This window comes from Achromobacter sp. GQ309 (assembly GCF_059759315.1).
The window spans coordinates 207,543-230,660 of sequence record NZ_JCAXDP010000001.1 but is presented as its reverse complement, the minus strand read 5'-3'; the positions used below and the strand labels follow the sequence as shown (position 1 = coordinate 230,660).

The window sequence follows — 23,118 nt, the reverse complement described above, 5'->3', positions numbered from 1 at the left end:
GCGCTGTCAGCGCAATGCGACGGCGGCGTCGCGTTCGAACTGTCCATCGGCATCCAGCTCGCGCAAGGCGCGCGCTTCCTGCTCGGTCGGCGGTTCGGTCGGGCCCGCGCCGCTGGCGTCGAACTCGAAGCCGGTGCGTTCGCGTACTTCAGACATGCTGGACTCCGGATGCCACGACTGCAGGGCCAGCCGGCCGTCGCGCTTGATGAACACCGCAATCGGCGTCACCACGCCATGAAAGCCGCCCCACGACGTCATGAAGTCCAGCTTGGGCACGAACGTGCGGCGCGAATGCTCGGTGCGCCAGGTGCAGGCGCGCTTGGCCGTGGGCAGCATCACCGCCCCGCCGCCCCCGCCGGGCAGCCGAACCTTGGGTTCATGCCAGTCGCCGATGCACGAGTTGTTGGCGCAGCCCGCGCCGTCGATCTGCGCGGCGCCCAGAAAGGTCAGGTCCATGCGGCCGCGCGTGCACAGGTCGTAGAAATCTTCGTTGGAAAAGATCGACGCGGTGTGCTCGGCCAGCACCGGATCCGAACTGGACAACGGAATGTGCGACGGCCGCGGGTTCACGCCGCCCGCCACGTTGATGTACACGAAGTCCCAGTCGTACGCGCGCTTGGCCAGCAGGCACGCCAGCATCGGCATGGTGGAATTCACGCCGCTGAAGGTGATTTCGTCAGGACGGATGAATCGCGCCAGATTGGTGACGATGTACGAAAATCCCGACCATTGCTCAGCCATGATTTCCCTCCCGCGCTTCGGGCGCCGCGGCCATATGCGCGCGCAGATCGCTGTTCTTGTCCATGTAGGTTTCCACCGCCGGATAGTCGATGGCGTAATCGGGCCAGCACGAACCCGGCCACGCGCCCTGCGGCACGACCGCGAAGGCTTGCACCATGAAATACGGCACCAGCGTGGACTCGGGCTGCGCCTCGAACACGGCGCTGTCCACCTGCTTTTCGGCCACGACCAGCACGCTGCCCGCGGCGCGCGACATGATGCGGTCCCAGTGCGCCGTGCCCTGCACGCGCACGTTGCCCAGCGCATCCACTTCGGACGCCTGGATCACGGCGAAGTCCGGCCGTATCGCCGGCACCACCCAGGTCTTCTCGCCGCTGCCGTACGGATCATCCAGGCATTTCCAGCCGTTCAGCTCCGGCAGGCCGCTGCCATGCAGACCGCCGCAGGGCTGGAACGGCACGCCAAAGGCCGCCGCGCGCAGCCCGGCCGTCAGGCTGGCGCAAGCGTGTTCCTCAAGTTCGATCTCGTGGCGCTCCACGGCGCGCCGATACCACGGCGCCAGCCCGAAGTTGCCTTCCATCGCGACGATGCCCGCGCGTACGCGGCGCAGCACGCCCGCGCGGCACAGGATGTCCACGTCATAGCCCGGCGACTGCTTGATCAGTTCAAGATCGCGCTTTTCCTGGCGGATCAGTTCGCGCACGAAGGCGAACGGTCCGCGGTGCAGAAAGCTGCCGCCCAGCGCGATGGACGCCCCGTTGGGCACCAGCGCCGCCAGTTCCTGCAGGCTGCACTGCTTGTTCTTCTGGTTGAATCCTGAAGCCATTGTCTTCCTCCTGCTTGATGGGACGCGCCTAGCGCGCCTGCAGATACGCCGCCACGCGGTCCTTCAGGCCGGGCGCCGCGGCCGAACGCACCAGCCGCGCCAGATCCGTGTCCGGCGTCTCCTGAGACAGGGCCGCGTAGAGCTGCGTGCGGCTCGCGTCGGTCAGCGCGCTCGCCGTTTCCAGCGCCGCCTCGCCGATCTGCGGCCATTCCTGCGGCGTGGCCAATCGGCTGACGAAGCCATCGCGCACCCCGTCTTCAGCGTTGAAGGTGGCGGCCTGTTCAAGAATCGTGCGCGCGCGCTCCGCGCCCACCAGCGACGCGAAACGCCGCGTGCCCAGCACTAGGCCAAACTTCAACCCGGGCATGCGGAACGTCGCGTCCGGCGCGCTGATGCGCCACTTGCAGGCGCCAAACACATCCACGCCCGCGCCGAAATTGCGCCCATGCGCCAGCGCCACGGTCAGGCACGGCGAGGCCGCCAGCCGCTGCAGCAGCGTCTCGATCCGCACGAAGCGCAGCAGCAGATCGCCTTCGCTCTGCGTCTGCCAATCGCCAAAGTCAAAGCCGGCGCTGAAGTTCTTGCCCTCGCCTTGCAGCACGATGACCTGGGCACGTGCGCCCTCGGCCTCGTCCAGCGCGGCGATCAGCGCCTCAACCAGGTCGGCCGACAGCGCATTCATCTTTTCGGGGCGCGCCAGCGTCAGCACGTGGCGCGGCCCTTGCCGGTCGATACGCAGAACGCTCATCGCTTGCCTCCCTTGGCAGACACGCGCAGCGGTCCCAGCACCTCGTCGTTGTGCTCGCCCAGCGCGGGCGGCCGGCGGCGCAGCGCCGTGGTCTCGCCGTCAAACCGCACCGGCAGGCCAAACGTGCGGGTCTGCACGCCATTCGGCAGTTCCAGCGCCTGCACCCAGCCCATGTGCTCGACCTGCGGATCGGCCAGCACCTCCGAATACGTGTTGATCGGCGCGCACGGCACGCCGGCCGCGCGAAAGCGTGCCAGCCAGTCCTGTGCTTCGTGCTCAGCGAAGATCGCTTCCAGGATGTCGCGCAGCGCCGTCTGATTGCGAGCGCGGGCGCTGGTATCGGTAAAGCGCGGATCGCCCAGCAGGTCTTCACGTCCCACCGTCACGCACACGGCCTTCCACAACGCCTGGTTGCCCGCGGCCATGCCGAAGTATCCGTTCTTGCAGCGAAACGCCTGATACGGCGCATTGCGCGGATGGGCCGACCCCAGCTTGACCGGATCCTTGCCGCTGCCGAAGAACTCGGACGTCTGCAAGGCGGCGATGCCCAGCGTGGCGCCCAGCATCGGCACGTCGATGTGCGTGCCCTGCCCGCTGGCCTGCGCCGCGCGCAGCGCCGATGCGATGGCGAACGCGCCGTACAGTCCCGCGGAAAAGTCAGCCAGCGGCACGCCGCATTTGACCGGTTCGCCGCCGGGCTCGCCGGTGACGCTCATGATGCCGCTCATGGCCTGGATGGTCAGGTCAAAGCCGCCTTCCTGCGAACGCGGTCCAGACTGGCCATACGCCGAGATCGAGCAGTACACCAGCCGGGGATTGGCCTCGCGCAGTTGCACGTAGCCCAGGCCCAGCCGCTCCATCACGCCCGGCCGGTTGTTTTCGATGAGGACGTCAGCGCGCAACGCCAATTCGCGCGCCAAGGCCAGATCGCCGGGGTCCTTCAGGTTCAACGTCACCGACCGCTTGTTGCGGTTGAGCGAGGCGAAGTTCTCGCTGTAGCCGTCCGAGATGGGCGGCCAGCTGCGCAGCGTATCGCCGCCTTCCGGGTTCTCCACTTTGATCACGTCCGCGCCCATGTCCGCCAACAACATGCCGCAAAAGGGTCCCGCCGCGACGTTGCAAATCTCCAGCACCGTAATGCCGGCTAGCGCCGAACTGGGTGTCATGTCTGACCTCTCGTTATGAAAATTCAATATTTGGGATGCGGAAAACAGTATAAGACGCGGCCTTCATCGATGGCATCATCCAGACGCGCCCCCCGGGAAAGCCGCTGGTGTCCGGGTGAATCCTAGTGCAATCCCTAAGAGCCGCGGTTAATTGTTGACCAGCATAGCACCGTGTGGAATTCTAGGTAAACCATTTATTGAAACGTCAATCCTAATATTTAGGATTTACAAAAGAGGACTGCAGCGGCCCCGGCGCCCCGCAATCGCGAACCGCCTCCGTCGCATGCTGGCCCGTCCACCGAGGAGACTTGCATGAGACTGTCGTGGCGTATTGCCCTGGCCAGCACGGTGCTGGCGCTGTCGGCCAACCCCGCATCGGCCGACAACTGGCCGACCAAACCCGTCCGCATGGTGGTGCCGTTTCCGCCGGGCGGCGCAACCGATGCGGCCGCGCGCATCTATGCGCAGCATCTGGGAGACTTCCTGGGACAGAGCGTGGTCGTCGAGAACAAGGCCGGCGCGGGCGGCGAGATCGGCGCGGAATTTGTCGCCAAGTCCGCAGGCGACGGCTACACCCTGCTGATGGGCGCAGTCGGCAGCCATGCCATCCACGCCGCCATGCCCGACAAGCCGGGCTACGACTTCGGCACGGCATTCGTTGGCGTGTCCATGGCCACCAGCATGCCGATGGCGGTGGCCGTGAACAGCAGCAAGATTCCAGCCAAGAACGTGCAGGAACTCATCGCGCTGGCCAAGAGCAAACCCGGATCTATCACCTTCGGGTCAGCCGGACCCGGCACTTCGCAGCACATGGCCGGCGAGCTCTTCCAGGCGGTCACCGGCACGCGGCTCATGCACGTGCCTTACCGCGGCAGCGGTCCCGCCATTACAGATCTTCTGGGCGGCCAGATCGACATGGTGATCGAAACGCTGCCCGCGCTGCTGCCGCAGGTCGCCAGCGGCAAGATCCGGCTGCTGGGCGTCACGACGGCCAAGCGCGCCACCGCGTTGCCCGACCTGCCGACGTTGGCGGAACAGGGGGTGAAGGATTATTCGGTTGCCACCACGTATGCCCTGCTCGCGCCGGCAGGCACCCCGCCCGCGGTCGTGGACAGGCTGTCGGACGGCATGCAGAAGGCCGCGGCGATGGAATCCGTGCAGCAGGCCGCGCTGAAGCTGGGTGCCGACGCCATCGCCACCTCGCCCGCCGACACCAGCCGGATGCTCAAGCAGGAAGTCGCGCGCTGGGCCGACGTGGTGCGTCTGTCGGCGGCGAAATGACGCGCGCCACCGCATTGGCCCAGCCGGCCACCTCCGACCTCGCCATCGTCGGCGGCGGCTCGGTTGGCGTCAGCTTCCTGTATCAGTTCCTGGTGGCGCTGCAAGCCGCGCCGGCCGTGCGCCCGCCAACGGTCCATCTCTTCGAACCGCAGGCCGACCCCGGTCCGGGCGGTGCGTACCAGGACGATTTGCGCAGCAACCTGCTTAACATTCCGGCAGGCAACATGTCCGCGCGCGCCGATCATCGGCTGGACTTCGTCGACTGGCTGCGCGAACAGGATGCGGACTGGCTGCACGGCTACGGCGTCACGGCCATCGACCCTGCCGACTTCCTGCCGCGTCCGCTGTTCGGCGCCTACATGCGCGCCGTCTACGAGCGCTGCCGCCAGCTTGCTGAAACGCTGGGCGTGACGCTGGCGCATGTGCCTGACCGCGTGCTCCGCGTGGTCCCGCAGCCTGATGGCCGTGTGCATGTCCAGCCCGCTCAGTGTGCGCCGATCGTGGCGCGCCACGTCGTGCTGTGCAACGGCAACCTGCCTTCGCAGGCGTTTCCTGCGCTGGATGGCGTGGCAGGCTACTTCAACAGCCCGTATCCGGTGTCGGCGCTGGCGCAAGCAATCGCGCCCGATGCGTCCGTGTGCGTCGTCGGCACCAGCCTGAGCGCCGTGGACGCCGTGGCTGCATTGCAGCAGGCCGGACACCGCGGGCCCATTCTGTGCGTCTCGCGCAACGGGCGGCTGCCATCGGTGCGCAGTCCGCACAACCGTGCGCCCGGCACGCTGCAACAGCTGAGCGCCGACGGCGCGCTCCAACTGGCGGCTCGGCACGGCGGCGCGCTGACGCTGGACGTCATCTGGCAGGCGCTGCGGGACGAGGTGATGGCGTTGCACGGCTCGCTGGACGACGACGATGTGTTGGGCATCGACGGCGACGCGCGTGCCGCCTTGGATGATGAAATCCGCCGGTCGGCCACGGCGCCGCGTCCGTGGCAGGCGGTGGCCGCCGCCACCAATGGGGCGGTGGACCGGATCTGGCATCTGCTGCCGGACACCGAACGGCGCCGCTTCCAGTCGACTTGGCGTTCGCTATGGATGGCTAGGCGCGCGACCTTCCCGATGCGCAACGCCTTGAAGTTGCAGGCATTGCTCGGCGCCAAGCAGCTCCACGTTGCCGCCGGCTTTGCCGGCTGCGATCACGATCCGGCCACCGGCCTGTTCCGCACACGGCTGCACACGGCAGGTGAGCACGTCGAACACACAAGCCAGTATCTGATCAATGCGACGAGTTTTTCCGTGGACGCGCAGCGCACGGCCGATCCGCTGGTGTCCCAGTTGCTGCGCGACGGTCACGCGCAGGCCGATCCGCATGGCGGCCTGGCGCTGGACTACGGCACCGGCTGCCTGAAGAACGCCGGTGGCCACATCGTGGCGGGCGTCTCGGTGCTGGGCAGCCTGGCAGGCGGCACGTACTTCTGGACCACGTCCATGGACGTAAATGCCCGGCTGGCGCGCGATCAGGCCGAACGGATCGCGGCCACCCTGCGCGCCGCGCCCGCTACTGATCCAGAAATCCCCGGCGATATCCCATCCCCTGAGAGATGGACTGCGCACAGGCCGCCACATCCGGCGCAAGCTGCTTCATCCTAGCGGCGCTCAGACGGTCCAGCGGCCCGGAGATGCCGACCGCGGCCACGGGCTGGTCCAGGCTGTTGAACACGGTCACGGCCAGCCCGCCGACCCCTTCACGCCATTCACCGCGATTGATCGCGTAGCCGGCACGCGCGATCTTGCGCAGTTCGTCTTTCAAGAGCGGCATGGACACGATGGTGGACGGCGTGTGCCGCACCATCTGCTCCGCGTAGCGTTCGACGTAGCCTTCGGGCTGGTAGGCCAGGAGCGCCTTGCCGGTCGCCACCGCGTAGGCGGGCGCGCGGCCGCCCACCATGGAGTACGCGCGAATGGGCTGCGGGCTGTCGATCTTGTCCACGTACACCACGTCAAAGCCGTCCAGCACCGACAGGTGCACGGTCTCGCCGGTCTGGTCCGCCAGCGTGCGCATGTAGGGCGCGGCCAGCTTGCGCACGTCCAGTTGCGCCAACTGCCTCGCCGCCAGTTCAAACAGGCGCACGGCCCCGCGGTAACCGCCGCCGTCGTCGTCCTTGATGACGTAGCCGGCGTGAATCAGCGTCTGCAGGGTGCGATGCGTATTGCTGCGGGTCAGGCCCACGCGCGCGGCCAGCGCATCGATGGTGCGCGGCGGATTGTCCACATCGGTCACCGCTTCCAGCACCATCAGCCCTTTAAGCAGCGTCTTGTCCATTCGTTATTTTTCCTAATATTTAGGACGGGAACATAGCACGAGACACGCCGCGGGAACAGCGGATTTGCCGCAATGCCCGCGCTAGGCCAGCGTGGCGCGGACAGCGGCAGAGCGGTCCCACAAATTGGGCAGGGTGGGCGACGAATAGCCCGAGACGAACGGCTTGGCGACGCCGGTGACCGGGTCGTACACGTGGCGCGACACGGCGCCGATGTTGCCGCCGTACAGATGCACGCTGATGGAGACGCGGTCGGGATACGCGTTGGACACCCGGTGGATGTCGCCCTCGGCCGGCGACAGGCGCTCCACATCGCCGGGCCGCAGCGTCGTGGGCTCGCCCGCCATGGCCAAACGCCCGTCGACGTCCCGCGAGAACCGCTGATTGATCTCCGAGCCGCGCAGCATGCCGACATAGCCCCAGACCTCGTGATCGTGCACGGGCGTCAACTGGCCGGGCCCCCAGACAAAGCTCACCAGCGAGAAGCGTTCCAGCGGATCGCAGTGCAGCAGGTACTGCTGATAGAACTGCGGGTGCGGGGCGGTACAGGCTTCGGGCAGCCAATCGTCGTGGCTCACCAGGTCCGAGAACGCTGCCTCAAGTTCGGGGCTCTGCGCCAGCGCCTGCGGCGTGGCCAGCCGCGTCGCGGTGGCGATAAAGCGGCGCAGCCGTTCCAGGCCGGTGGTCGATTCAGGCATTGCACGTCTCCAGGCGGGATCAAATCCCAGAATGAAAAAAGAGTATCCACGATTCAGGACGGCGACGCACGCGCCTGCCGCTTCCGGCTCGGCCGAACATCGCGCAACCACGCTTGACATCCCCGTGGCGGCGCGTGCAGCGTATCGGACTGTCTGCAAGGTTGGAAATGAAAAACACGCATCACGATATTCCGCCCCCGCTGGCGCAGGCGCTGCGCGACGCACGCCGCGTCGTCGTCTTCACGGGCGCAGGGGTCTCCGCGGAAAGCGGCATCGCCACGTTCCGCGATGCCTTGACCGGGCTCTGGTCGCGCTTTGACGCACAGGCGCTGGCCACGCCCGAAGCTTTTCACGCGCATCCCGACATCGTCTGGGGCTGGTACGAATGGCGGCGCGCGCAGGTCTTGCGCGCTTCGCCCAACGCCGCACACCATGCCATCGCGACGCTCGCCCGCCATGTCCCCCAACTGACCGTCATCACGCAGAACGTGGACGACCTGCACGAGCGCGCGGGTAGCCGCGATGTCACGCATTTGCACGGCAGCCTGCATGCGCCGCGCTGTTCGCGCTGCGGCGCCCCCCAGTCCTTTGCCACGGAAACACCGGAAGAACCCGATGCCGGCCGCCGCATCCCGCCGCCTGCCTGCACGGCTTGCGGCGCCCCGGTGCGGCCGGGCGTCGTCTGGTTCGGCGAAAGCCTGCCCGCGCAGGCCTGGCGCGACGCTACCGTCGCCGTGCAGCAGTGCGACCTGCTGTTCAGCATCGGCACCTCGTCGCTCGTGTACCCCGCCGCAGAACTGCCTCAGCTGGCCATCGCAGGCGGCGCCACGGTCGTACAGGTCAACCCGGCCGCAACGCCCCTGGACGGTCTGGCCCACCACAACCTGCGCGGCGCCGCGGCCGAAATGATGCCCAAGGTGCTTGCCGCAGCGAGGTTTGGTGAGGATCCGCCGTAACCGGATCACACGTCTATGACACTTGCGCCACACTCGCGGGGAAACCCTCACTTTCACCATTACAACCGCGCTATACAGTGGTGTAATGAGCTTCGCTTGTGGAGATGATCATTCCGTTTTCCTGGAGACTTCCTGACGTCTTCGTACGTTCGCCGGACGGTGTGCTGCACCGTGTGGTGCGTCACGCCACGACCACGGAAACCATCGCCCTGCTTGAAGGCATGCCAAGCAATACCCATCTGGATTGCGAATGCAAGCTCGATAACGGCGAAACGCTGTGCTGGGTGGGCAACGACGAATACCGCCAGTTGAACGGCGGCGCCGTCTTTCTCGCCGTCACCGCGCACACCACACCTCGAGGCGAGTCGCGGCACAACGTCTCCGCCCCGAGCGATGAAAAGCCGGCCACCGCGCCGCGCGCCTCTCGCAAGACATTTGCCGGGGCTCAAGCGCGCCTGCCGCCCGCTGTAGTCAATCTAAAAACCGGCAACGATTGGAGCCTGATCCGCGCCTGGCGCGAGCACCTGAACATCAGCACTGCTGACATGGCTGCCCGGCTTGGCGTCGATCACTCCATCTATATCGATTTGGAACGGCCCCGCCCGCGGCCCAGGCAGGTCATTCTTGACCGCGTGTCCGAAGCCCTCGGCGTTTCGCCGGAACAACTCGATGATTCATTGTTAGGAGGACAGTTTCATTAGCGCAGCGCGCGACGGCATTGCCCCGCGCCCGCGCCATGAATTGTTCAAACGACTTTGGCGCCGACACCTGACGGCCCGCGCATGGAGGTATTGAATATGCTCGGCACCGCAAGACGATTGACCGACGTGCTCGCCACATCGCCGGATGGCACGTTGTATCGCATTGAACGCTTCGTTTCCGATCCTGGCGCATATTCCGCGCTGGGCACGCCACGCTTCGATCCCAAGACGCACTGCGTCTGCCGCACCAGTTCCGGTGAAAAGGTTGCGTGGCTGGGCGGCCAGACCTACCAGCTTCTCAAGAGCGGCACATCCCTGACCGCAGTGGACCGACGACGCGCCTGACGGCCGCTGCCAACGTTCTCCACGACAGCCCGCCACTACCGCCCGAAACGCGTCACGACAAAATCCACGAATGTCGTGAGTTTCGGCGGAGCCTGGCGGTCCTTCGCATACAGCAGCGTGATGGGCCGGGCCACCGGCCAGTAAGGCTGCAGGATAGGCACCAGGCGGCCGGCGCGCACGTCGTCGGCCAGCAGCAGCTCCGGCTGCAGCACGATGCCAAAGCCCGCCAGCGCGGCCTGCCGGAGCGCCTGCCCGTTGTTCGACACGAACCGCCCCGTCGGATACCCCATTTCTCCGCCCTCGTCCGTGCCAAGCCGCCAGCCGGTGCGCCGGCTCCAATGCGAGAAATCCAGGCACTGATGCCGGGACAGATCGCCCGGCACGGCCGGGGTGCCGTAACGCGCCAGATATGCGGGCGCCGCGCAGATGATCATCTGGTAAAGGCCGATTCGGCGCGCCACCAGGCCGGAATCCGCAGGCTCGCCGATGCGCAGCGCCACATCGAAACGCGACGCGACCACGTCCTCCACCATGTCGCTTAGCGACAGCTCCACGCTGACGTCCGGATAGATCGACAGGTATTCGGCGATGGCCGGCGCCAGCGCAAATGACCCGAACGATACGGACGAGGTGATGCGCAGATGCCCGCGCGGCGCCGAGCGCAGCGCTTCGGCCCCCTGCTCTGCGTCGCGGATGTCGGCAAGGATTGTCTTGCAGCGCGCGAAGTAAGCCTGGCCCGCCTCGGTCAGACTCTGGCGCCGCGTCGTGCGGTTCATCAGCCGCAGCCCCAGCCGGTTTTCCAGGCCTTTGACATGCTTGGCCGCCATCGCAGGCGACATATCCAGTTGCGCTGCCGCGGCAGACAGGCTGCCCAGTTCCACCACCGCCACAAAGACTTCCATGCTGAGCAGGCGATCCATGGATTACACACTCCGAGTGTTGACTGATCCAACAATTCTAGGATTTTTCGGGCGGAATACGGCGCGCAGAATGCGTCCATGCGTCGGCGTCCTGCCGGCGCGCTTTATCGGCATTCCCGGAGAACCTCATGAAGATCATCCTCATCGGCGCAAGCGGCACCCTCGGAAGCGCGATCGCCCGCGAGCTGGGCCATCGGCACGACATCATCACAGTGGGCAAGACCCGCGGCCAGTATCAGGTCGACGTGACCCGCAGCGACAGCATTCGCGACCTGTTTGAACGCGTGGGCAAGGTAGACGCGATCGTTTCCGCTACCGGCAGCCTGCATTTCGGGCCGCTTGCCGAGATGACGGCGGATCAGTTCAAGATCGGCCTGCATGACAAGCTGCTGGGCCAGGTCGACTTGGCGCTGATCGGCCAGCACTACGTCAACGCGGGCGGCTCGATCACGCTGACCAGCGGCATCCTGAGCGATGAACCCATCCGCTTTGGCGCCAATGCCGCCGCCGTGAACAGCGCCATCGACGGTTTCGTGCGTGGTGCAGCGGTAGAACTGCAAGGCGTCCGCATCAACGCCGTCAGCCCCACGGTCTTGGAAGAATCGCTGGACAACTATGGTCCGTACTTCCAGGGTTTCGAAGCCGCGCCGGCCAGCCGTGTCGCGCTGGCCTACAGCCGCAGCGTCGAAGGCGCGCAGACGGGGCGGGTATATCGCGTGTGGTGATGCCGGGTATCGCTGCTGCCAAGATGCGCAAAATCTGCGGCGAAAAAAAAGCGGCTTGATGAATTCATCAAGCCGCTTTTCGCGTACGCATTGCTGCGTCTTTCTGGCTGAAACCATGCCGTGAAGCATGGCCTCGAATAAGTTGGCGCGCCCGGCAGGATTCGAACCTACGACCCCCTGGTTCGTAGCCAGGTACTCTATCCAGCTGAGCTACGGGCGCCCCGAAAGAGGCGTGTTTATAACACGAAAGAACCGTGCCATGCAAATCGGCCCCGTTTAAATGGCGTACTGGCACAGACAGCGCCCTGGCGTTTGCGGGATGTCAATGAAACACACGGCCAGGCAGCAGTACGCTGAGTTCAACAAGAACACATCAGGCAGACAGCATGGCCAAGAAATTTCCCCTGCACCCCAAGCATCCCGAACGCATCTGCTGGGGTTGCGACCGATACTGCTCCACCGACTCCATGGCCTGTGGCAACGGCTCGGGCCGCACCATGCACCCGGCGGAATCGCTCGGCGAAGATTGGTATCTATTCGGAGATTGGGGCTTCGATGAAGCGGACGACAAGCCGCAATCGAAAGAAAAGGAAGAGGCTGCGCATTGATGCGATGGGGCTGTATTGGATGTATCGATGGGATGCGCAGTTATTTGATGCGCATCGGTGTGATGCCCCACCTATTGATGCCCACCTATTGATGCCCACCTATTGATGCCCACCGATGTACGCCCACCGATGTACGCCTCACCAATTTGACGCACAAAACAAAAAGGCCTTCGATTCAAGATCAAAGGCCTTTTCATTTTCTTTGCCGCTTTTACATCGCGGTGTTTAGACCGTGAAGTTTGGCGCGCCCGGCAGGATTCGAACCTACGACCCCCTGGTTCGTAGCCAGGTACTCTATCCAGCTGAGCTACGGGCGCTCCGGCAAAGAGGCAAAATTATATCAGAATAATCGTGCCATGTTTGTAGTGCAGTAAAACTTATCGCAGAACTTCTTGCGGCAACTTGTACTTCACTACGCCTGCTTTTTATTCCCTTTCCGGCAGGTCTGCGCAAAACACAAACAACCCAAAAAAGAACTTGGCGCGCCCGGCAGGATTCGAACCTACGACCCCCTGGTTCGTAGCCAGGTACTCTATCCAGCTGAGCTACGGGCGCTTGAAAAAGCAAGCCTTGAATAATAGCGTTGTTTCACGCGTTGCGCAAGTCGGAAGGCGCGTGGATGGCTGCGTACAGCTTCCCGACAGCGGATGGTCACATCGATAGAACGTTGTCTCTTTAGCCTAGCGGCCGTTAACGATGCCGGCTGTCATCCGGCGATCTTCGTGACGCAATGACAGTGCGCCACGTCATCCGCAAGCTCAAGAGACCTTTCATGTCCGACAAAGACAAAAGCACTGGAGAACCTTCCCAGGACGCCCCCAGCACGACGCCGGTGCGCGCCACGCGCCGCGGCTTTCTGACCGGCATTGCCGCACTCGGCGCGAGCGCAGCCGCGATGAGCGCGCTGTCCGGATGCTCCAACGACGACGACGATGACAGTCCTGCGGCCCCCGCCCCCGCGCCCGCGCCGGAACCCACACCCGCCCCTGCTCCTGACCTCACCACGCAGCTGCGCGACAACGTCAAGACGCTGGTGGTGATCTTTGCCGAGAACCGCAGCTTCAACAATCTGTTCGCCAACTTCCCCGGCGTGGAAAAGCCGCTGTCCGCGCTGACGCCGGCCGACTACACGCAGCTCGATCGCGACGGCACGCCGCTGCCCGTGCTGCCGCCGGTCTGGAACGGCATGGTGCCCACGTCGCAGCAGGTCAACCACATTACTTATCAGGTGGATCAGGCCGCGGCCTACATGAATAACCTGCCCAACGCGCCCTTCGCGTTGCAGGGACCGCAAGGCGACCCGCTGCCGCAAGGGGTGGTGACGCGCGACCTCTGGCACGTGTTCTACCAGAACCAGATGCAGATCAACGGCGGCAAGAACGACAAGTTCGTCGCGTGGGCTGATTCCGGCGCGCTCGTCATGGGGCACTACAGCGATTCGGCGTACAACCTGCGGCTGTGGAAGCTGGCGCAGGAATTCGTGCTGTGCGACAACTTCTTCCAGGGCGCCTTTGGCGGTTCGTTCCTGAACCATCAGTACCTGGTCGCGGCGCGTCCGCCTTTCTATCCCGACGCCGCCACGTCGGTCGCCAAGACGCAGATCGCGCAACTGCAAAGCGCGGACCCCACCGATCCGCGCCTGGAACCCAAGGCCACGTCACCCGCCAGCGCGCTGACCGGCATCCCGCAGTTCGGCGCCAGCGCACTCACGCCCGACGGCTATGGCGTCAATACGATGGCCCCGCCCTACTGGCCGTCGTTCAGCCGCGATGCCACCGATCCGACACTGGCGGATCCGGCCAGCCCGCAAACGATGGTTCCGCAAACGCACGCCAACATCGGTGATCTGATGAGTGCGAAGGGCCTGGACTGGGCTTGGTATGCAGGCGGTTGGAAAGCCGCCGTCGATTCAACGGCCAGCACGGGCTTTCCGTCATCGCCGAACTTCCAGGCGCATCACCAGCCGTTCAATTATTTCAAGAGCACGGGGCCGGGCACCGAGGCGCGCACGGTGCACATCCGCGACGGCGGCCTGGGTGATCTCAATTCCACCAACAAATTCCTGGCCGACGCCGAAGCGGGCACGCTACCGCCGCTGACCTTCTACAAGCCGCAGGGCAACCTGAACATGCACGCGGGATACGCGGACGTGGACTCGGGTGATCGCCACATCGCGCACATCGTGGACAGCCTGAGGAAGAGCAAGCAGTGGGAGAACATGGTGGTGGTGATCACGGTGGACGAGAACGGCGGCTGGTGGGATCACGTTGCGCCGCCGCAAGGCGACCGTTGGGGCCCGGGCACGCGTATCCCGGCGGTGATCGTGTCACCCTTTGCCAAGAAGGGCACGGTGGACCACACGATCTACGACACGGGCTCCATCCTGCGTCTTGCCACGCGGCTCTTCGACCTGCCGATGCTCGATGGTTTGAAAGCGCGCGATGACGCCATGACGGCGCGAGGACAAGCGGCGATGGGCGATCTGACGAATGCGCTGACGTTCGGCGCCTGACGCGGGCTGGCGGGGCGGCGATTCGTTGGGCGGCGATCCGTCGGGCGGCGATCCGTCGGGCGAATCGCCCTCTCTACGCCGCGCCCGCCTGCCCGTGCACCAGCAGCGCATAGATCTCCGCAACGCGGCCGGTCGTGATCCCCTCGCGTTGCTCCACCGCCAACGGATGACTCGTCGGCTCCAGTTCGATGTACGGCCGGATGCCGTCGTCCCGAAGATGCACGTGCGTCTTCAGTCCGATCGTGTCGGGATACGGATCGAGCCGCGTCGTAAGCCAGCCGAACAGCGGCGGCGTGTGCGAACGCTTTGCCTCGTCCGACATCCGCACCCACGTTTCATAGCTTTGCAGACTGAGCGAGACCCACACGCCCCACACGAAGGGTTCTGGGTGGCCCGCGATCGGCAGCTCGATGCAGCCGCGCACATAGAAGTGCTGCTCGTCGATTACGCAATCGTCACTGCCCAGATCGCAACGCTGGGGGCGATCTTCGGGCGGTACGGCGTAGTACGTTGCGGGCGCATCGGCGCCGAAGCTCGGCAGGCCGTGGTGGAACTCGTCGCAGGCGGTGCACTTGAAGGAAAAGTCCATTGCTACTTTTTCGGTGTGGGTTCTTGAGGCGTCCGGCACGGTGGCGTCCCGGGGTGCGCGGGGCCACGATTGCGGTCCGGAGCCTTCGCTCCGGACTGCCCCATCGTCATCCTCGTCCTCGCCTTCGGCGACTCCTACGGATTCCCTCGGGCTTATCGACGCCCCGCGCACCCCGGGACACCACCGCACCGGACTCTAGCATTTGAAACCTGTCGGGCGCTGGGGCGGTCTGTGTGCTTGGCGTTTTTGCGCAGAGGTTCTTGGGCCAGAAGCATCTTGCGTTGCCCGTCCCCGTTCGGCCGCGCGGGCGGCCTGCGGTGACTTACGCAGTGTCTTGCGTTGGGGTGATGACGCTTCGCGATTAGGTGGGGCTTCGGTGTCTGGCATCCGCATCGATGGACTACATGCATGAAACTGCGCCCTCCGAGGGTGTCAGACACCCATCCTGGCGAGGGCTGCCATTCTATCCATCCTCAATAGGATCCAGCTCGACACCGCAGCGCAGCGTGCGAGAATTGCAGATCGACTTACTGAGGGCGGTCCGCGTGAAACACCTGCTTGTCAGTCTGGACAGACTGCATGATTTCGACGAAATCATCGACGTGCGCACCCCGCTGGAATACGCCGACGATCACATTCCGGGCGCCCGCAACGCGCCAGTGCTCGACAACGAAGAACGCGCCCTGATCGGCACGATGTACAAGCAGGTATCTCCCTTCGAAGCATCCCGCGCGGGCGCAGCCATCGTCGCTCGCAACATCGCCCGCCATCTGGAGACGACCTTCGCCGACCGCCCGCAAGGCTGGCGTCCGCTGATCTACTGCTGGCGAGGCGGCAAGCGGTCGGGCTCGATGACGTTGATGTTCAACATGATCGGCTGGCGCGCCCGGCAACTCGACGGCGGCTACAAGACCTACCGGCGCGCCACCCTGGACGGCCTGCAAACGCTCCCACAACCGCTGCGCTTCGTCGTACTGACCGGCCCCACCGGCAGCGGCAAGACGCGCTTGCTGCACGCGCTGCGCGACGCAGGCGCGCAGACGCTGGACCTGGAAGACCTTGCCTCCCATCGGGGTTCGCTGCTGGGTGCATTGCCCGGCGCGGAGCAGCCCACGCAGAAGCGCTTCGACACGCTGCTCGCAGTCAGGCTGCGCGAACTTGACGCCAGCCAACCGGTGTTCGTCGAAGCAGAAAGCCGCAAGATCGGCGCGGTGGAACTGCCCGCATCCTTGCTGCAGGCCATGCATCAGGGTGACTGTGTCGAAGTCCGCGCCAGCCGCGACGACCGCACGCGCTTCCTGCAGCAGGACTACGCGCGGCTGTTCGACACGCCGGATTGGCTCAAAGCGCAGTTGCAGCGCATGGTGGGACTGCACAGCCGAGAAACCATCAAGGGCTGGATAACGCTGGTGGACGAAGGGCGCCGCGAGGACCTGGCGCGCGAACTGATCGACAGGCACTACGACCCGGCGTACGCGCGCAGTTCGCAATCGCACTTCGTGCGCCTTGCGCAAGCAGTGCAGGTGGATTTCCGGCCGAACGACGCGGATGTGGTTGAACAGGCACGGGCGTTGATCGGAAGAAAGACGTAGATCACCGCAACCGTATCGAGACTAGGACTACAACTGCAACCAGGACTACGGCTACGCGTGGTCAAACGCGCACAATTACCGCGTAGAAAACAAAAAACCCGCAGAGCAATAAGCTATGCGGGTCTTGAGGCAACCTTGGTTCACTGGTGCAAGTGTCTTTGGCGGAGACGGTGGGATTCGAACCCACGATGCAGTTTTTAGCCACATACTCCCTTAGCAGGGGAGCCCCTTCAGCCTCTCGGGCACGTCTCCGAAAAGAGAACGAGATTCTAGCACGATTTTTTTGGCTCTTGCCCGCGATCGGGGCGTTCATGCAAAAAAATCGTGCCGGACCTGATTCATCAGACCTTGGTGGCCGGCGCCTGGTCCAGACCGAAGGCCTTGTGCAGTGCGCGCACGCCCAGTTCCATGTACTTGTCGTCGATGATGACGGAGGTCTTGATTTCGCTGGTGCTGATCATCTGGATGTTGATGCCCTCTTGCGAGAGCGTCTGGAACATCAGGCTGGCGACGCCCACGTGCGAGCGCATGCCGATGCCGACGATGGAGACCTTGGCGACCTTTTCGTCGGTGGACAGTTCACGGGCACCGACGGCGGGGATGACTTCGCGCTTGAGCAGGTCAACGGCGCGCGTGAATTCGTTGCGGTTCACGGTGAACGAGAAGTCGGTCGTACCGGCCACGGACTGGTTCTGCACGATCATGTCGACGTCGATATTGGCGGCGGCGACGGGACCCAGGATGGAGAATGCGATGCCGGGTTTGTCGGGAACGCCCAGCAGGGTGATTTTGGCTTCGTCGCGGCTGAAGGCGATGCCGGAGACAACGGCGGCTTCCATTTTTTCGTCTTCCTCAAAAGTAATCAGCGTGCCCGAGACCATTTCTTCGTCGAGCGGGATAAGGGGGTCGGTCAGCGAGGACAGGACCCGGACCGGAACACGATATTTGCCGGCGAATTCGACCGAGCGGATCTGCAGGACCTTGGAGCCCAGCGAGGCCATTTCCAGCATTTCCTCGAAGGAAACGACGGACATGCGGCGCGCTTCGGGCACGACGCGCGGATCGGTCGTGTAGACGCCGTCCACGTCGGTGTAGATGAGGCATTCGTCGGCCTTGATGGCGGCCGCCACGGCTACAGCCGAGGTGTCGGAGCCGCCGCGGCCCAGCGTGGTGATGTGGCCGTCAGGGTCGATGCCCTGGAAGCCCGTCACGATGACCACGCGGCCGGCGTCCAGATCAGCGCGCACGCGGGCGTCGTCGATGGACGTGATGCGGGCTTTGGTGAACGACGAATCGGTGCGCACGGGCACTTGCCAACCGGCATAACTGCGAGCGGACACGCCTTCGGCCTGCAAGGCAATGGCCAGAAGGCCGCTGCTGGCTTGCTCGCCGGTGGCGGCGATCATGTCGAGTTCGCGGCCGTCGGGCTGGGGCGAGAGCTCGCGCGCCAAGCCCAGCAGACGATTCGTCTCGCCCGCCATGGCGGACGGAACAACAACAACCTGGTGGCCGGCGGCGTGCCACTTTGCGACGCGACGCGCCACGTTTCTGATGCGCTCGACCGAGCCCATCGAAGTACCGCCATATTTGTGAACGATCAGGGACATCTCGTACTCTGGCTGGACACCCGCCGCAAGTGTTGACGGGCAAAACCATATATTCTAGCGCGACGGTAAAAATTTGCGCAGTTTGCGCAGATTTATGTCCATTTTCGGGGTGAATACGGTGTCGGGCTTGTCGATACCGCCCCAAATCGGAGTAGCTGACCTCCTGCCGCAAACCTGCGGCCGATCCGGCGTCCGATCCGGCTTACGAACCGGCCCGGTCCCGGCGCTCCACCCACACGCGGCCGCGGTGACATCGAATCACGTGGCCCGCCTGCTCCACTCGCAATTGCCGGTCATGGCCCAGGCTGTGCAGGCCACGCAACTGCCTCAGCAGGTCCGCCATGCGCGCGTCGGTGGGCATCCGCGCCCCATTTCGCTCCAGCCAATACCGCAACACCTGCGACTGACGGGCGGGCGATAGTCCGCGCCACGCCTGCAACGAAAAACTGGCGTCATCGGCACCGGGATCCAGCCGTGCGAAATCTTCACGGGCGACTTCGTCCAGAATCTCTGCCGCCTCTGCCATGTGCCGCGCATGGCGCGCGACGATGCCGCGCCAGCCGGGCCAGCGTGCATCCAGCACGGGCGCCAGCAATTCACGCAGCGCGGCACGGGTGTAGCGCGGATCGGCATTGGTTGGGTCCTGCACGGCGCGCCAGCCGATGGCTGCCTCTACGTCATCTGCCGCCTGAAGAATTGCGCTGCGATCCTGCTCAAGCCACGGGCGCACGTACGACACGCCATCGCGCTGCGTCACCGGCGCCATGGCCGCCATGCCCGACAACCCGGTCCCGCGCAGCAGGCGCAGCAACACGGTTTCCGCCTGATCGTTGCGATGGTGGGCGAGCAGGATGTGGTGGACGCCGTGCTCCTGCGCCAACCTGGCGAGCGCGGCATACCGCGCATCGCGCGCGGCGGCTTCGATTCCTTTGCCACTGGCCGGCTCGACCTGCACGCGCGCCTCGATAAGCGGAACCGACAGTATTGCGGCCAGGGTCTGGCCGTGTTGCGCCCACTCGTCGGCCTGCGCCTGCAAACCGTGGTGCACATGGAAAAGCATCACCTCGATGCCCAGCAGCGGCGCCACGGCGGCCGCATGTACGGCCAGCATGGCCGAGTCCGCGCCGCCGCTGAACGCCACGGCAATGCGGCGCGGACGCTCGGGCAGTGCCTGGAGCATCTGGCGCAGCGCCGCGGCAAGCGCGGTGGAGATGGGCAGGGAGGGAATGGCGCCCGCGTCGGCCCGGGGATGGCTGCCGGGCGGCGGGACGTCAGTCATGAGCGTGCAAGGGCGCGGGGGCCGCGGCGCCGGCTGAAGGGCCGGCGCCCTGCCCGCTTTACGCGCGCACTTCCTGGAAGGCGCCGTACGAGCGCACGCGCTGGAGACGCTGCTCGACGAGCTGTTCGGGGGTCAGGCCCTGCAGCTGGCGCAGGGCGTCGCCGAGCGCGCGGCGCAGCAGGCGGGCCATGACGCGGGGGTCGCGATGAGCGCCGCCGACGGGTTCGTTGACCACGCGGTCCACCAGACCCAGATCCTTGAGGCGGGGCGCGATGATGGCCAGCGCGTCGGCGGCCTCGGGGGCCTTGTCGGCGCTGCGCCAGAGGATCGAGGCGCAGCCTTCCGGCGAAATCACGGCGTAGGTGGCGTATTGCAGCATCAGCACGGCGTTGCCGACGGCAATGGCCAGCGCGCCGCCCGAACCGCCTTCGCCGATGATCGTGCAGATCAACGGGACTTTCAGTTCGGCCATGGCGTAAAGATTGTGGCCAATGGCTTCGGACTGGCCGCGCTCTTCGGCGCCGATGCCGGGATAGGCGCCCGGGGTGTCCACGAAGGTGAAGACGGGAATGCCGAATTTTTCGGCCAGGCGCATCAGGCGCAGGGCCTTGCGATAGCCCTCGGGGCGCGGCATGCCGAAGTTGCGCGCAGCGCGCTCCTTGGTGTCGCGGCCCTTCTGGTGGCCGATGACCATGCACGGCGTGCCGTTGAAGCGCGCCAGGCCGCCCACGATGGACTGGTCGTCGGCGTACATGCGGTCGCCGTGCAGTTCATGGAAGTCGGTGAACATTTCGCGCACGTAGTCCAGCGTGTAGGGACGCTGGGGGTGACGCGCAACAAGCGCTGTTTGCCAGGGCGTGAGCTTGGCGTAGATCTCCTTGGCGAGCGTCTGGCTCTTCTGCTGCAGACGTCCGATTTCATCGGAAATGTCTACCGCCGAATCGGCCTGCACATAGCGCAGCTGCTCGATCTTGTTCTCAAGCTCGGCGAGCGGCTGTTCAAATTCCAGAAATGTATTGCGCATGTAGTGTGGTTCCGTAGATGGGCTGCCTGGTTTGCGTCAGTATTGGACCGGCGTCGGTTCCAGACTGCGCCACAGATACCAGGTCGCCACGGTACGCCAGGGCTGCCACGCCAACGAGACTTCGCGAGCCTCGAAGCGAGAGACAGGCTCGCCGCTGAAATAGTGTAGCGAGATTGCCTTGAGCAACCCGGGATCATCCAGCGGCAGGACATCAGGCCGCTGTAGATTGAAAATCAAAAACATCTCCGCCGTCCAGCGTCCGATGCCGCGGATGGCGACCAGTTCCGAAATGACGGCCTCGTCGTCCATGGCCGCCCATTTCTCGGGATGGACCCGGCGCTCGCCGAAATGCACGGCCAGGTCGAGCACATATTCGGCCTTGCGTTGCGACAGTCCGGCCTTGCGCAGGCCGTCCAGGCCAACGCGCAGCACGGCGACGGGCGTGGGGCGTTTGCCCACGGCGTCGATGAACTTGGTCCAGACGGCATCGGCCGCCTTCGGGGAAATCTGTTGCCCGATGATCGCCCGCGCCAGCGTGATGAACGGCGTGCCGCGCGAGGTCAGCCAGACCTCCGGGTGCTGGGGGATGATCTTTTTCAGAATGCGGTCGCGGCGCATCAGGTGCGCCACGGCGGCCTCCCAGTATTCAGGCTTGGGAATCTCGAGATCTGCGGTGGACATGTCCGGCGTATCCTGCGGGGTCACGCGCGGCGCCATTGCGTCAGGCCGCCCGGTTTGTCGTCCAGCTCGATGCCGGATTCGCGCAGCTCGGCGCGGATGCGGTCGGCTTCGGCAAAGTTGCGCGCAGCCTTGGCGGCCGCGCGCGCGTCGATCAGAGACTGGATGGCGTCGGCATCCAGCGTGCTGCGCGCGCCTTGCTCGATAGCGGCCGCGGAATAGCGGGTGGCGGATTGGAAGTACGTGGCGGGCGCCTGCTGCAGCAGGCCCAGCAGCGAAGCCAGGGCTTTCATCTGACCGGCGCTGCGCGCGCTTTTGGTGCGGTTGGCCTCGGAGGCCAGTTCGAACAACGCGGCCACGGCGCCCGAGCTGTTGAAGTCGTCGTCCATCGCGGCCTTGAAGGCCTGTGCCTGCGGCTCGTTCCAGTCAATGCCCTGATCGTCGGCCGGCACGTTCTGCAGGGCCTGGTACAGGCGATCCAGTGCGTTCTGCGCGTCGATCAGGTTGTCCGGCGTGTAGTTCTGCGGGCTGCGGTAATGGTTGCGCACAATGAAGAAGCGCACCATTTCCGCTTCGCGCGGGTTCACCTGGTACTCGGACTGGTCAGCCGCCGGGTCATTCTGCGCGACGGTCTGGCGGATGGTGCGGAAGTTGCCCAGGGACTTGGACATCTTGTCCGAATCGACCATCAGCGGGCCGCAGTGCATCCAGATGTTGGCCAGCGTGCCGCCGAACGCGCCCTCGGTCTGGGCGATCTCGTTTTCATGGTGCGGGAATTTCAGGTCCGGACCGCCACCGTGGATGTCCAGCGGCAAACCCAGCAGCGACTTGCTCATGGCCGAGCACTCGATGTGCCAGCCCGGGCGGCCCAGGCCGTACGGCGATTCCCACTTGGTGTCGGCGGGTTCTTCGGCCTTGGCGGATTTCCAGAGCACGAAATCGAGCGGGTCGCGCTTGCTGGATCCCACCGCCACGCGCTCGCCGGCGCGCAGGTCATCCAGCGTCTTGCCGGACAGCTTGCCGTAGCCGGGGAAACCGCGCACGGCGTAATTCACGTCGCCGTCTTCGGCCTGGTAGGCCAGCCCGTTGGTTTCGAGCTTGCCGATGATGTCGAGCATCTCGCCCACGTACTGCGTGGCACGGGGTTCGCGATCAGGCGATTCGACGCCCAGCGCGCGCTCGTCGGCATGCATGGCCTCGATGTAGAACTCGGTGACTTCGCCGATGCGGCGGCCCGTTTCCACGGCGCGGCGGATGATCTTGTCGTCGATGTCCGTGATGTTGCGCACGTAGTCCACCGACAAGCCGCTGGCGCGCAGCCAGCGCTGCACGACGTCGAACGACACCAGCATGCGGGCGTGGCCCAGATGGCAGAAGTCATACACGGTCATGCCACACACGTACATGCGCACCTGGCCGGCCTGGGCCGGTTTGAACGGTTCTTTGGTACGCGATAACGTGTTGTAGATTTGCAGCATGGCGCGATAGGTTTCGTTTAGTGTTCCGTGGCGGTTTCGGAAAGTTGCTGTCGACGGAAAATACCGTCAACGCGTGCCGCCCAATTCGCCGCCCCATTTACATTGCCGCCCCGATGGCAGTGCAGTCCATTGGCAGTGCAGTCCATTGGCAGCGCTGTCCTGGCAGTCTGTCCCGGCAGTGCTGTCCCGGCAGCCTGTTCCGGCACAGCTGTCGGTGCGGGATCGATGGCCCGTATTCTTCCGGTGGCCCCTATTCCCTACTGCCTTGAACGCGATGGTCGAGCCAAAAACGCAACCGGGGCTAAAATGGCGGTCGTCAAGTATAGC

22 protein-coding genes and 4 tRNA genes are annotated in these 23,118 nt (G+C 65.0%); 9 read left to right on the top strand and 17 right to left on the bottom strand.

Annotation, left to right across the window (positions count from 1 at the left end):
- Window positions 1-6 precede the first annotated feature (6 nt).
- From AC6CIE_RS01195 to AC6CIE_RS01180, 4 genes are read right to left on the bottom strand one after another with little or no spacing between them, the layout of a single operon-like run.
- The gene (locus AC6CIE_RS01195) at window positions 7-741 is read right to left on the bottom strand and encodes a CoA-transferase subunit beta (RefSeq protein ID WP_175138589.1); all 735 of its coding nucleotides are present in this window, start codon (window positions 739-741) and stop codon (window positions 7-9) included.
- Window positions 734-1,567: a CoA transferase subunit A gene (locus AC6CIE_RS01190; RefSeq protein ID WP_175124218.1), complete on the bottom strand. Its 834-nt coding sequence runs from the start codon at window positions 1,565-1,567 to the stop codon at window positions 734-736. The genes AC6CIE_RS01195 and AC6CIE_RS01190 overlap by 8 nt, the downstream gene beginning before the upstream one ends.
- 28 nt (window positions 1,568-1,595) lie before the next feature.
- Window positions 1,596-2,315: an enoyl-CoA hydratase/isomerase family protein gene (locus AC6CIE_RS01185; RefSeq protein ID WP_498090836.1), complete on the bottom strand. Its 720-nt coding sequence runs from the start codon at window positions 2,313-2,315 to the stop codon at window positions 1,596-1,598.
- Window positions 2,312-3,481, bottom strand: coding sequence for a CaiB/BaiF CoA transferase family protein (locus AC6CIE_RS01180; RefSeq protein WP_498090835.1), 1,170 nt, complete (start codon window positions 3,479-3,481; stop codon window positions 2,312-2,314). Before AC6CIE_RS01180 ends, AC6CIE_RS01185 begins: the two co-directional genes overlap by 4 nt.
- Before the next feature lie 312 nt (window positions 3,482-3,793).
- On the opposite strand from AC6CIE_RS01180, the gene AC6CIE_RS01175 reads away from it, so the two are divergent.
- Window positions 3,794-4,762, top strand: a complete 969-nt coding sequence (locus tag AC6CIE_RS01175; RefSeq protein ID WP_175138592.1) for a Bug family tripartite tricarboxylate transporter substrate binding protein — start codon at window positions 3,794-3,796, stop codon at window positions 4,760-4,762.
- Window positions 4,759-6,408 carry an FAD/NAD(P)-binding protein gene (locus tag AC6CIE_RS01170; protein WP_498090833.1) on the top strand — a complete coding sequence of 550 codons (1,650 nt, stop codon included), beginning with the start codon at window positions 4,759-4,761 and terminating at the stop codon, window positions 6,406-6,408. The genes AC6CIE_RS01175 and AC6CIE_RS01170 overlap by 4 nt, the downstream gene beginning before the upstream one ends.
- On the opposite strand, the gene AC6CIE_RS01165 is transcribed toward AC6CIE_RS01170, so the two are convergent.
- Together AC6CIE_RS01165 and AC6CIE_RS01160 are read right to left on the bottom strand one after the other, a co-directional pair.
- On the bottom strand, window positions 6,317-7,081 hold the full coding sequence (locus AC6CIE_RS01165; protein ID WP_175186442.1) for an IclR family transcriptional regulator: 765 nt from the start codon (window positions 7,079-7,081) through the stop codon (window positions 6,317-6,319). The genes AC6CIE_RS01170 and AC6CIE_RS01165 overlap by 92 nt on opposite strands.
- Before the next feature lie 81 nt (window positions 7,082-7,162).
- Complete coding sequence (locus AC6CIE_RS01160) at window positions 7,163-7,777, bottom strand: cysteine dioxygenase family protein (protein ID WP_498090831.1); 615 nt, start codon at window positions 7,775-7,777, stop codon at window positions 7,163-7,165.
- A 167-nt stretch (window positions 7,778-7,944) separates the two neighbouring features.
- Between AC6CIE_RS01160 and AC6CIE_RS01155 the strand changes: the two genes are divergently transcribed.
- The 3 genes from AC6CIE_RS01155 to AC6CIE_RS01145 all read left to right on the top strand — a co-directional run bounded on the left by AC6CIE_RS01155 (window position 7,945) and on the right by AC6CIE_RS01145 (window position 9,779).
- A complete protein-coding gene (locus tag AC6CIE_RS01155; protein ID WP_498090829.1) occupies window positions 7,945-8,733 on the top strand; it encodes an SIR2 family NAD-dependent protein deacylase in 789 nt (262 codons plus the stop codon).
- Window positions 8,734-8,831: 98 nt separating this feature from the next.
- Window positions 8,832-9,434, top strand: coding sequence for a helix-turn-helix domain-containing protein (locus AC6CIE_RS01150; RefSeq protein WP_498090827.1), 603 nt, complete (start codon window positions 8,832-8,834; stop codon window positions 9,432-9,434).
- 96 nt (window positions 9,435-9,530) lie between these two features.
- Window positions 9,531-9,779 (top strand): hypothetical protein, encoded by a 249-nt coding sequence (locus AC6CIE_RS01145; protein WP_175124227.1) that lies wholly within the window; start codon window positions 9,531-9,533, stop codon window positions 9,777-9,779.
- A 35-nt stretch (window positions 9,780-9,814) separates the two neighbouring features.
- On the opposite strand, the gene AC6CIE_RS01140 is transcribed toward AC6CIE_RS01145, so the two are convergent.
- Window positions 9,815-10,699, bottom strand: coding sequence for a LysR family transcriptional regulator (locus AC6CIE_RS01140; RefSeq protein ID WP_218344564.1), 885 nt, complete (start codon window positions 10,697-10,699; stop codon window positions 9,815-9,817).
- Between the two features lie 128 nt (window positions 10,700-10,827).
- Between AC6CIE_RS01140 and AC6CIE_RS01135 the strand changes: the two genes are divergently transcribed.
- Window positions 10,828-11,424 (top strand): short chain dehydrogenase, encoded by a 597-nt coding sequence (locus AC6CIE_RS01135; RefSeq protein WP_175138597.1) that lies wholly within the window; start codon window positions 10,828-10,830, stop codon window positions 11,422-11,424.
- 143 nt (window positions 11,425-11,567) lie between these two features.
- Here AC6CIE_RS01135 and AC6CIE_RS01130 read toward each other — a convergent pair.
- Window positions 11,568-11,644 (bottom strand) — tRNA-Arg (locus AC6CIE_RS01130).
- A gap of 166 nt (window positions 11,645-11,810) precedes the next feature.
- Here AC6CIE_RS01130 and AC6CIE_RS01125 point away from each other — a divergent pair.
- Entirely contained in the window at window positions 11,811-12,032 is a 222-nt protein-coding gene (locus AC6CIE_RS01125; RefSeq protein ID WP_175124230.1) for a DUF3079 domain-containing protein, read from the top strand.
- Window positions 12,033-12,272: 240 nt separating this feature from the next.
- On the opposite strand, the gene AC6CIE_RS01120 is transcribed toward AC6CIE_RS01125, so the two are convergent.
- Together AC6CIE_RS01120 and AC6CIE_RS01115 are read right to left on the bottom strand one after the other, a co-directional pair.
- A tRNA-Arg gene (locus tag AC6CIE_RS01120) sits at window positions 12,273-12,349 on the bottom strand.
- Between the two features lie 161 nt (window positions 12,350-12,510).
- Window positions 12,511-12,587, bottom strand: a tRNA-Arg gene (locus tag AC6CIE_RS01115).
- A 217-nt stretch (window positions 12,588-12,804) separates the two neighbouring features.
- Here AC6CIE_RS01115 and acpA point away from each other — a divergent pair.
- Window positions 12,805-14,544 (top strand): acid phosphatase, encoded by a 1,740-nt coding sequence (acpA, locus tag AC6CIE_RS01110; RefSeq protein WP_498090825.1) that lies wholly within the window; start codon window positions 12,805-12,807, stop codon window positions 14,542-14,544.
- A gap of 73 nt (window positions 14,545-14,617) precedes the next feature.
- Here the strand turns inward: acpA and AC6CIE_RS01105 are convergent, their stop codons facing one another.
- The gene (locus AC6CIE_RS01105) at window positions 14,618-15,133 is read right to left on the bottom strand and encodes a DUF2199 domain-containing protein (RefSeq protein WP_175138599.1); all 516 of its coding nucleotides are present in this window, start codon (window positions 15,131-15,133) and stop codon (window positions 14,618-14,620) included.
- A gap of 545 nt (window positions 15,134-15,678) precedes the next feature.
- Here AC6CIE_RS01105 and mnmH point away from each other — a divergent pair.
- Entirely contained in the window at window positions 15,679-16,725 is a 1,047-nt protein-coding gene (mnmH, locus tag AC6CIE_RS01100) for a tRNA 2-selenouridine(34) synthase MnmH (RefSeq protein ID WP_175138600.1), read from the top strand.
- A 159-nt stretch (window positions 16,726-16,884) separates the two neighbouring features.
- Here the strand turns inward: mnmH and AC6CIE_RS01095 are convergent.
- The 6 genes from AC6CIE_RS01095 to cysS form a co-directional block, all read right to left on the bottom strand.
- Window positions 16,885-16,977, bottom strand: a tRNA-Ser gene (locus AC6CIE_RS01095).
- Between the two features lie 89 nt (window positions 16,978-17,066).
- Window positions 17,067-18,332 carry an aspartate kinase gene (locus AC6CIE_RS01090; RefSeq protein WP_175124234.1) on the bottom strand — a complete coding sequence of 422 codons (1,266 nt, stop codon included), beginning with the start codon at window positions 18,330-18,332 and terminating at the stop codon, window positions 17,067-17,069.
- A 202-nt stretch (window positions 18,333-18,534) separates the two neighbouring features.
- Entirely contained in the window at window positions 18,535-19,512 is a 978-nt protein-coding gene (gene tilS, locus AC6CIE_RS01085; protein WP_498091540.1) for a tRNA lysidine(34) synthetase TilS, read from the bottom strand.
- Window positions 19,513-19,669: 157 nt separating this feature from the next.
- A complete protein-coding gene (locus AC6CIE_RS01080) occupies window positions 19,670-20,635 on the bottom strand; it encodes an acetyl-CoA carboxylase carboxyltransferase subunit alpha (protein ID WP_175124236.1) in 966 nt (321 codons plus the stop codon).
- A 36-nt stretch (window positions 20,636-20,671) separates the two neighbouring features.
- Window positions 20,672-21,316, bottom strand: coding sequence for a DNA-3-methyladenine glycosylase family protein (locus tag AC6CIE_RS01075; RefSeq protein ID WP_175124237.1), 645 nt, complete (start codon window positions 21,314-21,316; stop codon window positions 20,672-20,674).
- A 20-nt stretch (window positions 21,317-21,336) separates the two neighbouring features.
- On the bottom strand, window positions 21,337-22,791 hold the full coding sequence (gene cysS / locus AC6CIE_RS01070; RefSeq protein WP_175124238.1) for a cysteine--tRNA ligase: 1,455 nt from the start codon (window positions 22,789-22,791) through the stop codon (window positions 21,337-21,339).
- Window positions 22,792-23,118: the final 327 nt, after the last annotated feature.